11 protein-coding genes and 3 pseudogenes are annotated in these 11520 nt (G+C 38.0%); 2 read left to right on the top strand and 12 right to left on the bottom strand.

Going from position 1 to position 11520, the window contains the following annotated elements; all coding sequences use genetic code 11:
• From DXA20_RS15545 to DXA20_RS15525, 5 genes and pseudogenes are all read right to left on the bottom strand, one after another.
• Positions 1 to 239: hypothetical protein (locus DXA20_RS15545; RefSeq protein WP_147403771.1), on the bottom strand; the 239-nt coding region annotated here is incomplete at its 3' end.
• A 1-nt stretch (position 240) separates the two neighbouring features.
• On the bottom strand, positions 241 to 483 hold the full coding sequence (locus tag DXA20_RS15540) for a hypothetical protein (protein WP_118562021.1): 243 nt from the start codon (positions 481 to 483) through the stop codon (positions 241 to 243).
• Positions 484 to 830: 347 nt separating this feature from the next.
• A pseudogene (locus DXA20_RS18560) lies at positions 831 to 1131 on the bottom strand (type II toxin-antitoxin system RelE/ParE family toxin).
• Between the two features lie 3 nt (positions 1132 to 1134).
• Positions 1135 to 1384: pseudogene (locus DXA20_RS18555) on the bottom strand (type II toxin-antitoxin system prevent-host-death family antitoxin).
• A 217-nt stretch (positions 1385 to 1601) separates the two neighbouring features.
• A pseudogene (locus tag DXA20_RS15525) lies at positions 1602 to 2259 on the bottom strand (IS982 family transposase); the annotation flags it as partial.
• A gap of 4 nt (positions 2260 to 2263) precedes the next feature.
• Between DXA20_RS15525 and DXA20_RS15520 the strand changes: the two are divergent.
• The gene (locus DXA20_RS15520; RefSeq protein WP_118562019.1) at positions 2264 to 2683 is read left to right on the top strand and encodes a tyrosine-type recombinase/integrase; all 420 of its coding nucleotides are present in this window, start codon (positions 2264 to 2266) and stop codon (positions 2681 to 2683) included.
• 292 nt (positions 2684 to 2975) lie between these two features.
• Here DXA20_RS15520 and DXA20_RS15515 read toward each other — a convergent pair whose 3' ends face one another.
• The gene (locus DXA20_RS15515; protein ID WP_118562017.1) at positions 2976 to 3290 is read right to left on the bottom strand and encodes a hypothetical protein; all 315 of its coding nucleotides are present in this window, start codon (positions 3288 to 3290) and stop codon (positions 2976 to 2978) included.
• 47 nt (positions 3291 to 3337) lie between these two features.
• Entirely contained in the window at positions 3338 to 3640 is a 303-nt protein-coding gene (locus tag DXA20_RS15510; RefSeq protein ID WP_118562015.1) for a PBECR4 domain-containing protein, read from the bottom strand.
• A gap of 531 nt (positions 3641 to 4171) precedes the next feature.
• On the opposite strand from DXA20_RS15510, the gene DXA20_RS15505 reads away from it, so the two are divergent.
• The gene (locus tag DXA20_RS15505) at positions 4172 to 5884 is read left to right on the top strand and encodes an IS1634 family transposase (RefSeq protein ID WP_118562013.1); all 1713 of its coding nucleotides are present in this window, start codon (positions 4172 to 4174) and stop codon (positions 5882 to 5884) included.
• A gap of 171 nt (positions 5885 to 6055) precedes the next feature.
• Here DXA20_RS15505 and DXA20_RS15500 read toward each other — a convergent pair whose 3' ends face one another.
• From DXA20_RS15500 to DXA20_RS15475, 5 genes are all read right to left on the bottom strand, one after another.
• Positions 6056 to 8596, bottom strand: a complete 2541-nt coding sequence (locus DXA20_RS15500; RefSeq protein WP_243100711.1) for a family 43 glycosylhydrolase — start codon at positions 8594 to 8596, stop codon at positions 6056 to 6058.
• Between the two features lie 112 nt (positions 8597 to 8708).
• Positions 8709 to 9578: an AraC family transcriptional regulator gene (locus DXA20_RS15495; RefSeq protein ID WP_022307303.1), complete on the bottom strand. Its 870-nt coding sequence runs from the start codon at positions 9576 to 9578 to the stop codon at positions 8709 to 8711.
• 28 nt (positions 9579 to 9606) lie between these two features.
• Positions 9607 to 9810 carry a helix-turn-helix transcriptional regulator gene (locus DXA20_RS15490; RefSeq protein ID WP_022307304.1) on the bottom strand — a complete coding sequence of 68 codons (204 nt, stop codon included), beginning with the start codon at positions 9808 to 9810 and terminating at the stop codon, positions 9607 to 9609.
• 392 nt (positions 9811 to 10202) lie between these two features.
• The gene (locus DXA20_RS15480; RefSeq protein ID WP_118562011.1) at positions 10203 to 10631 is read right to left on the bottom strand and encodes an NUDIX hydrolase; all 429 of its coding nucleotides are present in this window, start codon (positions 10629 to 10631) and stop codon (positions 10203 to 10205) included.
• 21 nt (positions 10632 to 10652) lie between these two features.
• Positions 10653 to 11435 carry a Cof-type HAD-IIB family hydrolase gene (locus DXA20_RS15475; RefSeq protein WP_243100710.1) on the bottom strand — a complete coding sequence of 261 codons (783 nt, stop codon included), beginning with the start codon at positions 11433 to 11435 and terminating at the stop codon, positions 10653 to 10655.
• Between the last annotated feature and the right edge of the window lie 85 nt (positions 11436 to 11520).

Raw genomic sequence — 11520 nt, 5'->3', positions numbered from 1 at the left:
TGTTTTCCTTTTTCAAAATATGTTTTATAATTTGTAGAAATCAAAAATGATTTATCTGTCACAAAAATATCTTTTTTATTCACTCCCTCGTTTAGCAAATTGTTGATAATAGAAAGAATAACAAATTTATTGTTTACCATTGTCATGGTATCTAGTGTTTTCGTTATTTGCCAGTTAGACATGTTAATATCTGCAACACTATTCAATATTACTTCGTACTTTTCATCGCTTGTATACATCTTATTTCTCCTTTCTATTTTTAATGTCTTTTATCTTTATTTCTGTAGCCCATTGACCTGCAAAAGTAAAAAATAAAGCTAACATCAATAAAACATTGGTATCTAATGTGCTCATCAATTTCTTTAAGAGAACAAAATGTTTTAGATTTGGAATCATAACCATTATTAATAATGCCAAAACCTCCAAAACGAATGAAATTCCCTCTGCAATTTTATTTTGTTTTGCAAAAGTATCAACAGTCATTGAAATGCTTAATATTAACGCCGCCAAAGTAAATGCGAAATTAGTTCATATGCTACCCCAACCACACCCGCTATATACATAAACAACATGATTATCAAAACGATCATAATTGACAATCTATACTTATTTCTCATCGCATTTGCACCTCCTCCTTTATCTAGCCTACATACAAATCACCTATTGTTTTTATAGGTCATCCGTCTGTAAAACACCTTTTTCTTCTCGACTCCGTTACCACTTCCAAATCATCATACTATTAGCATAAAAGTTCTAATATATACTCCTATATTTTTTCTCCATCCGTTTGCTTAAAATTATGAATTAGTAATTCCAACTAACAAAGTATCTCACCCAAATATTCTCGTAATATCCTGATACCGATTTACCACCCGATAAATCTCTACCGCTTCCTTAACAAACTTATACAGCACAACCTAATTTTGTCACACCACATACTTATAGTCCGTCTGAAAACCCACACGCTTGGACAAGTCCGTAGCAATGTAAGGGGAACTGCTGTATATTCTCAAACTGGCGATAAATCGCCTGCACTGTTTCCAATGCTTTATCTGCATTATCCTCAGTAATAAAATCCTTAATAGATTTCAAGTCCTTTGCCACTAACGGATTGATCCGTAACTTCATCATGCTCTATTCTCCCACCATTATCTTCAATTCATCCAATGACAACCAACCTTTTCCATCCTCGACAGTCGCCTCTGCCTCTTGCAGCTTTTCTAAAAGTTTCTTTTCTGCTTTATCTCGCTCATAATCTTCTATATCTATTACCACAAATCTTCCCCCTACCGTTTTTCGTAAGGAAAACAAGCTCTCCCACCTGGCAGTTTTTCGACACTTCATTGTAATTTCTCAAATCAGATACTGGTAATATATTTGGTATAGTTACCATCCTTTCCAAATAAATACTATTTTTATTATAGCCAAAAACGCTGTGAAAATCAACGAATGTTTTTACAGCGTTCTATTTCTAATGCTCGATCAAATCGATTAAATTTGTATCCGTATCCTAATTTAACCTATTGTGCTATTTCAAATAAATTATAAGAAAACCTAAAAAACCGCAAAAAATCCCTGTAGATATTGAAAGAACAAAATTTTTAAAATATCAACTCCTTGGTTTTCCCAAGTTTACAGTTTTCATCAAAAATACTGTTTAATGCAATACAGAGATTGTAGACCAGTACTTTATTGACCAGACTGGTACATACCCCTTGAAAACTTTTGTCCCGCACTCTTTCTGCATTTAACTGACCGCTCAATTGAAAGAATACAGTTTCTACACGTCTTCTCAATTTGAATATCAATTGACGTATGGATCTCGGCCAGTTTCCTTTACTGTTAGAACGTTTCAAAGCAAAGAAACAGATATTCTTTTCAAGCATTTCGTGTCTCGTGTTTTTTCCAACGTAACCCTTATCCGCTAAAATTGTAACATTAAACCAATGAGCTGTCAGATCACTTAATCCCTTACGATCATCTATAGATGCTAGTGTGATTTCAAATGATGCAATATATCCCTTTAACGTAATTAAAACATGTACTTTATATCCATAATAAGTTTCTTTTTTGAAAGGACACTTTCCATAATCAGCGCCATAACCACGAAACGTTTTACAATATCGTGCATGTCCAAATTTACAGACTGCAAGCGGAAAACTAACTATCGATGATGTAATAGGAACTGACTGGAATTGGGAATACGGAAATCATTTTTTGTCGTGATAATTCTGTTGTCTGCAACAGAGCACGTCTCGTTGCCATGCCCGACTTTCTTGCAGAAGAATTACAAGATTTTATCAACAGACAGTATATGCTTGATCCAAAACGCAGACTTTTTCCTTACACCAAGTCATTTCTCAGTCATGAGATGCTTCGTGGCTGCAAAGACTCCGGTGTTAAAAAAATACGAATCCATGATCTGCGTCACAGTCATGCCAGTCTTTTGATCAATCAGGGCTTTGATGCTCTAACCATTGCTGAACGCTTGGGACATGAGAAGGTATCCACAACATTAAATACCTACTCACACCTCTTTCCACACAAACAAGGTGAATTGGTTCAAAATCTGCAGGATCTCCTTAATCCGAAATCCACAATGCAGACGAATGGACTTCAAACCACCAATACGGAAGAAACATCCGGAAAGATTATCCCAATGCCAATCCGTCATATTATTTAACAGATATGAATGTACATAATCCGCCATATTTTAGCAAGTTGGCGATTATCCTAACGCCAGCACAACAAAATGTGTTTAGTAGCAAATTAGTAGCAGAGCAAAAAGAAAAAGTCTGGGAACTTCCTGTTTATAAGGCTTCCCAGACTTGTGGATACTATTCAAACTCTGTGGATATCCATTGTAAATGCGTATCTTACGCTATAATCTCTATGTTTATTACATAAATATCCACGATTTTATTCCTATTATTATGTGTATCAAATTTTTATGTATCATATTTGTATCACGATAACTAATCTGGACGCGTCAATATCTCCATGAATCTCATCATTACTGAATCATCCATCTTCTCTAACAAAGCTTCATTTTTCTCATACACACCTCTTATGCTTGATAGATACACTAATTCACCATAAACATTTTCACCATTTTTCTTTGCCAGAACAGCTATAATTCTTTTCTCTGCTTTTGCATTAGTAGAATTCTTAGCACGTCTTAAGCTCCTTGCCTTATGAATATTAGATACAAAGCCAACGCAAATATCATTTGCTATATCCTTAATTGCAACAGGAAATACATATGTATTAGTATAAAGAGCCTCAAGCAACAATGTCTTTTGATCATCCTTATATAACAGTTCGTGTATATTCTGGATTATTCTTCCCTTTTCTTAAGAGTTCCCCAGTCATACTTTTGCTGCGTATCAATGTTACCTTTATCTACTTTACCGCTAACACAGTATTCAAAAAAATCATCATCGCTAAGATTACTATATATACCAGTCAAATGCTTATAATCACCCTTAAAGAATCTAACTTCATATTCAATTCCATCCTCGCATACAATAAGAAACACTTTATCCATTAATTGTTTCTTGTAGTTTCTAGCCCCAGATATAATCTGACTTCTTATTTTCTCTTTATGACCATCTGAAAGTATTTGCGATTTATTTGCCAATAGTATCCTATCCTTTTCTTAAATAAAAATAGGAGACGCATCTCTACGCCTCCTAATTTTGCAGTTTCATGTTGGTTGTCAACCACATATACCCTATAGGCATATAATAACGGACTCGGAGTTTTTAAGACTTCCGATTGTCTGTAGCATCCTGCCTGCTACAAGCCACGCACATCCCATAGATATGCAAAAACGAACTTGGAATTTTTAAGACTTCCAATTGTCTACAACTTAAAATGCTGCACATTAAGGACATTACTATCCTTGGTAATATTATATGCAATATTACTGATTTTTGTCAATAAAATTTTTTATCCGTATTATTTCCGTATTATTTCTTGATTTCTCGGGTCTTTGACACTTAGATTTTAATTCAAAATCAGAACTTCATTTATTCGGTAGTTTGACAGTTGAATATTAGAAAAATCCTTGCAGACCTTGAATAGCCTGTATTTTTTTGTCAAATTTTATTTATTATCTTGTGGCGATATTTGGTGATATGTGATATGATAAGCATATCGGAGGTGCGCCATGAAAGTCAGTATTTCTAAATCAAAAAACACTACAATATATTACTTAAGCAGGTCTGTAAGAGTTGGAAACAAAACTACAACAAAGACTGTTGAAAAAATTGGAACTTATGACGAGATAAAAAAGATTTGCGGAGATATGGATCCTTTAGATTGGGCCAAGGAATATGCAGCAAAACGAACTGCTGAAGAAAAGGCTCACAAACAAGATATAATTATGAGATATTCATCCTCAGCTTTGATTGATAAGAACGTCCGCCGTTCTTGTAATGCAGGCTATCTCTTTCTCCAGGATATTCACTATTCGCTTGGACTTGATAAGATATGTAACTCTATTTCTGAAAAATATAAGTTTGATTATGACTTAAATGACATTCTTTCAATGCTTGTTTACTCAAGAATCATTGCACCGGGTTCGAAGCTCTCATCACTTGAGAATGCCCAGAAATTCCTTGAGCAGCCCAAATGCGAATTACATCAGGTCTACCGAGCTCTTGAAGTTATTGCAAAGGAAAATGATTTCTTTCAGGCTGAACTTTATAAGAACTCCCAGAAAGTAGTTAATCGAAAGAAAGAAGTCCTTTATTACGACTGCACTAACTACTACTTCGAGATTGAAAACGAAGATGTTTTCAGAAAGTATAGTGTTTCAAAAGAACATAGACCTAACCCTATTGTTCAGATGGGCATGTTTATGGATGCAGATGGCATTCCACTCGCATTCTCTGTTTTTGATGGTAACCAGAATGAACAACCTTCCATGTCTCCTCTTGAGCAAAAGATTATTAAAGACTTTGAAGCATCTGACTTTATCGTATGTACGGATGCCGGTCTTTCTTCGACTGCCAACAGAAAATTCAACAGTATCCAAGGCAGAGGATTTGTTACAACACAGTCCATTAAAAAGTTAAAAGGATTCTTACAGGATTTCTGTCTCGAAGACGATGGATGGTATCTTCCTGGAAGTAACAAAAAATATAAATTAAGCGAGTTAGATGAAGAAACTGATTACGAGAAGGTTTTCTATAAAGACAGATGGATTAATGAGAACAATCTTGAGCAGCATCTTATTGTTACCTATTCCATCAAATATCGTAATTATCAGAGAACCATCAGAGAACGCCAGATTGAAAGAGCTAAAAAATTTGTAGAATCACCTTCAAAGCTTACGAAGAACAGAGCTAATGATCCAAAACGCTTTATTGAGCAGGGACACTGCACTCCCGACGGCGAAATCGCAAGTAAAACAATCACCTCTCTCAACCAGAACCAAATAGATAATGAAGCAAAGTACGATGGTCTCTATGCTGTGTGTACAAATCTTGAATACGATGTTTCAAGTATTATTAAAATCAATCAGAAAAGATGGGAAATCGAAGAATGCTTCAGAATCATGAAAACTGAGTTTAAGGCAAGACCTGTATACCTATCAAGAAAAGACAGAATCACAGCTCATTTCACTACCTGTTTTACTGCTCTTGTTATTTACAGAATTCTGGAACAAAAACTTAATGAGAAGTACACCTGCGAAGAGTTGATTGATACTATCCGCTCTATGGATATGCTGATTGCACCTGGCGAAGGATATATCCCAACCTACACACGAACTGATATCACTGATGCTCTTCATGATGCTTTTGGTTTCAGAACAGACTATCAGATAACATCTCAAAAAAACATGAGAAAAATTTTAAATCAGACCAAAAAGAAGTAAATATTACCACATACTTTCCAACAAAAGAAACCTCGCAAACGGCGTAATTACGCGGTCTGCGAGGTTTTTGCCTTCTTTCAACTGTCAAAGACAGGATTATAACATATGTTTTAGTTGTAGACAACAAAAAAATCTCACATTTCCAGGGCTAATGATAACATGCTTTCATCATCACTTGGTTTTTACTGCCTTGGCCTTAGACCACTTAGTGTACACTGTGACAGCCTTACCATCCTTGTATGCGCGAACACGTACATAGTACTTCTTCTTGGCCTTCAGCTTCTTAACCGTCTTGGCAAATTTGGTGTTACCTTTGACTTTAACTGTCTTTGTGGTCTTCTTAGTAAACTTTGATGATGTGGAATACTGCAGCTCATAGCCGGATGCATTCTTCACCTTTGCCCATCTGATCTTAAAGGACTTCTTGCGCTTGGTGAGTTTGGTGATCGCTGGTTTTTTCAGGTCAAAGGCTGGCTGAGCTGATGCCTCTGTAGGTACTACCACAGGCTTCTGAACTGGAGCAGTTGTCTCTGCAGGAGCTTTAGTTGGCACTACCACAGGCGTCTGAACTGGAGCAGTTGTCTCTGCAGGAGCTTCAGTTGGCACTTCTGTTGGCACTTCAGTAGGAATCGGAGTTGGCTTTTCCGACTGAGCTACAGTGATGGTGACATTGTAGTCGATGGAAGTATATGGAACTTCCTCTCCATTAATCTTTAACGCAAATCGATAGTTAATCCAATCCACGGAAGCGGTCTCCGCAAACAGACCACACTCTTCGGTACCATATACGCAGCTTCCGATGGTAGCTCCGCCCCATCCATTGGCCAGACCATTTCCATCTCTGCTCTTAGGATTTAACTTCTGACCAACAGGAATCTCCACATCTCCGTCTGCTGTGTGTAATGTGAGACTCTTCACATAGATATCATATGTTGCATTTTCATCGTAATTGACAAAACCAAGATTTAAGACTTCATCTTTCTCAGCAATAGGTGCAGTCTTCATCACATAGTCACCTGATCTCACCACTTCCAGTGTGGAATTGATGGCACCGTTCGCTGTCTGCCCCTGAATGGTCACATCTGTGGCGGTAACATCAGTCACGCTGATATCCTCGGCAGGTCTTGCCACCTTCTCGGACTTGGTAAAATACCAGCTGTCGAACTCGATATCTGCTCCGCTAAACACGAAGAATACATTATGATTTCTTCCATCAAACTTCTTCACTGTCTTGCTGGCAACCTTGGCAAAATCACTATTATCAAACTCAATGTATGCCACTGGCTCACTTTGCACGTTGTCCAAGCGAACCTCCACGCGGCCCTTACCCTTCACGTTTGCCACAAACTGATCTGCGCCGTAGGCAAAGTCTGCACATTTAACCATGGTCCAAGCACCAGAAGCCATACTCTTGGCAGCTGGGTTCGCAACCTTGTCGTAAAATACATCTGCCGAAGTCAACATCAGGCTACCTCTCTGCTCTGTATAAGCATCTACCGCCTTGATCTGCTTCACACCCTTTCGGCTTGCCGCAGTAATTGGAATACTTAAGTTTGCAGGATCCATTGGCAGATAATCCACCATCAGACTTCGGAAACCACCGCTGATATGTGCATCATCTTCCAGCATCATTGTGTGATGGATGATGTAATTTACACCCTGATACTTGGCAAAATGAGTATGATTATTGCCCCATGTCATACCGGAATTACCGGTGCTGTTCTCGCCAGAATTATAGAAATATGCCCCCTGATACTTCCAACTGTCTGCATCCAAAGGAGTCTTGGTGGTCAGATATGCCATAGAACATTTAGGCGGCTTTGCAATACCATCATAGTCCCACTCCTTGCCTCTATCCTGCCAGTCATTACAGTAGGTATAGTAAAATGTTCCGTCGATATAATTCAGCTCACTGGCCTCGCAGAAATATGGTGCGTCGATAGACACAAACTCACTGTCAAAGGACAACATATCCTTGCCCAGTCTTACCACCTTTGGCACCTTGCTATGAATAGGACTTTCGTTGGTAGTACCGCCACCAAAAGCCAGCCAGCCTACGCCATTGTCATCGATGACAACGCCTGGGTCAAACGGTGCAGGACAATTCTTCAGTCCCGGCATATTTTGATATACAAGCGGCTTTCCCAAAGGATCACTCCAACCCTCCACTGGATCTGTGGATGTGATAACACCTACACCCTGTCCACCATTTGCAAAATACAGATAAAAATGAGTCAGGCCATCCTCCTCAACACGGGAAGTGATGGATGGCGCCCAGGAATTGACAATCCATGGTGCAATCTCCCCCACTTCGATTCTTCCATGATAAATCCAGTTGGCCATATCATCGGTAGAAAATACCACCAGTGAACGAATCTGATCGTAATCATTTTTCGTATCCTCCTGGTACTGCTGATGATCGTTGGTTCCATACACGTAAAGTCTTCCGTTGTACTCTACACAAGTTGGATCCGCACAAAAGATAGATGGAGAGATCGGATTGGCATTGGCTTCCGATTTCCAAGCATTTCCGCTAACCTCATCAATAATATTCCCCTCATCAAGACTCTCCAGAATCTCTCCCTGAGAAGCATCCGACAGCTTACCGGCAACCGCTGCCGAGGCATCGGGAACCATCTTTGCTGTTGGCACAAAGCCCAGTCCAGACACTACCAGACTAAGACTTAATACAATAGGTAATACACGTCTCATAGTCATCCTCCTTTACATGAAATTGATATGTTGATTTCATAGTAACATGGCGAAAAAAAGGATGTCAATGGCACCGCAACTTTGTGCTAATTTCCAGCAACTTCCTTGTGGATTAATATTGTCTTTTCCCGTAAACACTTCGATATTTTGTGGGTGACATGCCATTTACTTTTTTAAATAAACGAGTGTAATAATTTGCAGAACTCATCCCCACAGCCCGCGAAATCTCCTCCACTGACATATCGCTGTAGATCAACAGCTCCTCCGTGTGTCGTATGCGAATCAGATTGCCATACTCCGCATATCCCATACCAGTCATCTCGTGAAAAAAACGACTGAACGCATAGTAGCTCAGACCGCATCTCTGGGATGCCTCGTGCATGTCCAATCTTTCCGCAGGATTCGCCATGAGATAATGGATCACATCACTAATCTGCTGAATCTCCTCTTTGCCTCCGTAGCCCTGATGCAGCTGGATACTGCCGTTCTCCAACAACTTTGCCAAAAACTGCAATATAACAGCGTCCATCTGCCACTCCTCCGCCAGATTGCCCTTCTTATTATAAATTCGATTGTAAAATCGTTTTTGGTACAAGTCGTCCAGAGATTTCCGGTGTTCTCCATCCAACATCAGAAAAGGTTCTGCATCCGGGCTGATCTCCAACACCTGATCCTTCTGAAGACTGGAACTAACCTGATACAGAAAATCGCTGGAAAACTGAATCACCAGATCCTGGCACTCCGTAATGTTGTGATAACCGTGCATACAAAGTGGAGAAAACAAAAAGAAGCTACCAGGCTCCACCTTGTATCTCTGCCCATTGATAATCTGATAGCGCTCCCCAGAGACCAGGTAAGATATCTCATAATACGCGTGACAATGGGTGGGATATTGACGGTCCGCCTCCGTCTCGTAGCCAAAACAACTGATATGATGCTTGGCAGGTTCCTCATTATTTTGAAATTCTCTTTGATATAACATGGTGTGTCCTCCGCTGAGAGTATACGTCTTACTCAAATATAAAAATTTCTTCTATGGCTATTTCAAAAACTCGCGCAATATCAACCGCAAGAGATAATGTGGGATTATAATTTCCATTTTCAAGTCGGACTATAGTTTCTCTTCGTACATTTACAAGATCTGCTAATTCCTGTTGTGTCATTCCTTTTTCTACCCTTAAATTTTTTATATAAGTTGCCTTTAATCTACTCATTTTTATATGCCCTCATTTCATATTTTTCAATGAAAACAAAAAACAAATATCTCAGCATTTTCTCTAATCCAAGATAAATATACAAAATTCCAATCACCAAGTATGGATCTATTACAAATAACCACTTACAACTGAGACAACAGACATTAGCATCATAAGTAGAACCCCCAATATTCCTACTTTCTGCAACATCATCTCCCTTGGCAAAATCAAAGTTGCCATTCCCGCCAGTGTTAATACAAAGGCCAGTGGCATTTCCGTTACAAATTCTCGCTTATATATACTAAGCATATAAACATCTCATTTCTTTTTGTGATATATATGTCACTTGTTACATATATATCTCATCTTATCTATAAATTGGGATTTTTACCCTCCCTACAAACTGGGATTTATAATCTTCTCTCATACTCTTCAATCAATAATGGCTGAATTAAAGGATATGCCCATTCAGTAGGAAGTTCATCAAGAAGAACCACTTTCTCCATCTCACTATGTAATTCTTCTTCAAACATTGTTATATCTGCAAAATATAGCATTCCAAATGTTTCTTCACCAGTATCATTTACTCTAGTCTTACCTGTCACCGAATATACGCATATTGGTTTTATCTCAAATTTGATAGCCCCAGTCTCTTCCTGCAACTCCCTTTTAGCTGTTTCTAAAATATCCTCTCCAGCTTCTCTATGCCCTCCCGACACTTCATATGTATCTCTTTCTTTATGCTTGCAAAATACCCACTTGCCGTTACTCTGTGAGATAATCACTGCAAATTTCAATAGTTCATCATTAACCGTATCATAAAATTTTACTTCCACCATATTTCCTCTCCATGTACATATCTATAATATTTCATTTTCAATAAAACCCGCAATACCATCTTCATCATTTGAACCAATTACAATATCAGCTCTCTCTTTTACCTCATCAATCGCATTCCCCATTGCAACACCTGTTCCACATAATTCAAGCATTCCGATATCTACATAATCATCTCCAAATGCAATAATTGAATCTGTACTAAATCCACATACTTCCGTAATCTTCATAATTGCATTTTCTTTCGTCACATTCTTTTTTGTAAACTTGTACCAAAATCCATCAGAGAAACGAATACAATCACAATCAGAGAGACTTCGAGTCAGCTTATCTGCCTTATCTTGATTAAATATCTCAACACACATTTTTAATGAACATTCGTTAAAATCTGAAAAATCTGTATAAATACTATCTCCCCAACTCTTATCTAACTTCTTAGGATCTATTTTATAATTCCAATAATGTGCATCTATTGTGTCTATCGTAATTTCGCAATCATTTCCACAAATATTTCTTGCCATGTCAATCATCACATTCGTTTCTTCTTCGGAAAATTCTGCCCTATAAATATATTCTGTTTTGTATTTTACTAATGCACCTCCACTCGATATTAAAATATCGGGCATCAATTCATTTAAAAATACCAAAGAGTTTTGCTCACTTCTGGAGGTGGAAACACCTATCAATATATCATTTCCCCTGCATTTTTTTAGAGCTGATAATGTTCTGGTTGATATTGTTTTGTCACTCTGTAATAAAGTTCCGTCTAAATCAAATAAAAGAAGACAATATGTAATGACCTCCAATTTGTAGCATCGTGGATTTACCTGTATACTATGAATTGGAAAAAAACAATGGTAACAGGGATTACCGCATACAAAAGGAGGTCAC

Origin of the sequence: Roseburia sp. AM59-24XD (assembly GCF_003478445.1) — a bacterium.
Lineage (GTDB): Bacteria > Bacillota > Clostridia > Lachnospirales > Lachnospiraceae > Jutongia.
The sequence above is the reverse complement of the archived record's forward strand: the minus strand, read 5'-3'. Positions and strand labels throughout refer to the sequence as shown.

What these genes read in the sequence shown, in the direction of transcription:
- DXA20_RS15540 (WP_118562021.1), bottom strand. Translation starts at nt 483, where the DNA reads ATGACTGTTGATACTTTTGCAAAACAAAATAAAATTGCAGAGGGAATT.
- DXA20_RS15520 (WP_118562019.1), top strand. Translation starts at nt 2,264, where the DNA reads ATGCCCGACTTTCTTGCAGAAGAATTACAAGATTTTATCAACAGACAG.
- DXA20_RS15505 (WP_118562013.1), top strand. Translation starts at nt 4,172, where the DNA reads ATGAAAGTCAGTATTTCTAAATCAAAAAACACTACAATATATTACTTA.
- DXA20_RS15500 (WP_243100711.1), bottom strand. Translation starts at nt 8,596, where the DNA reads ATGAGACGTGTATTACCTATTGTATTAAGTCTTAGTCTGGTAGTGTCT.
- DXA20_RS15495 (WP_022307303.1), bottom strand. Translation starts at nt 9,578, where the DNA reads ATGTTATATCAAAGAGAATTTCAAAATAATGAGGAACCTGCCAAGCAT.
- DXA20_RS15490 (WP_022307304.1), bottom strand. Translation starts at nt 9,810, where the DNA reads ATGAGTAGATTAAAGGCAACTTATATAAAAAATTTAAGGGTAGAAAAA.
- DXA20_RS15480 (WP_118562011.1), bottom strand. Translation starts at nt 10,631, where the DNA reads ATGGTGGAAGTAAAATTTTATGATACGGTTAATGATGAACTATTGAAA.